The sequence below is a fragment of the Pseudomonas brassicacearum genome (assembly GCF_003732265.1).
GTDB lineage: Bacteria > Pseudomonadota > Gammaproteobacteria > Pseudomonadales > Pseudomonadaceae > Aquipseudomonas > Aquipseudomonas brassicacearum_D.
In genome coordinates, this window is the sequence record NZ_MOBK01000118.1 from 1 (window position 1) to 270 (window position 270).

A 270-nucleotide genomic window follows, 5' to 3' on the forward strand; every position below is an offset into this window, starting at 1 on the left:
GCTGCCAGGTGGCGATCGGCACCATCATGGTGACGATGCAAGCCCCCAGGCCGATCACCAGGTAAACGAGGTGGCGGATCATGTGATAAAGCGTGTTGCCCGACTGCACGGCCGCCACTTCCGACGACGCGGAGGTGATCATCACCAGGCCCAGGCCCAGCAATGCCAGGCAACCGGCGAGCATCGGGAAATCCAGGTCGATGCCGCGCCCGGTGATCAACGGCGACGGGTACGGCTTGATGATATTCATCAGGCTCATGCCAGGTCCTC

1 protein-coding gene is annotated in these 270 nt (G+C 62.6%); it reads right to left on the bottom strand.

Annotated elements, in window-relative coordinates; translation table 11 throughout:
• On the bottom strand, nt 1–259 hold a 259-nt coding region (locus BK660_RS30340; RefSeq protein WP_185045266.1), incomplete at its 3' end, for an FtsW/RodA/SpoVE family cell cycle protein.
• Between the last annotated feature and the right edge of the window lie 11 nt (nt 260–270).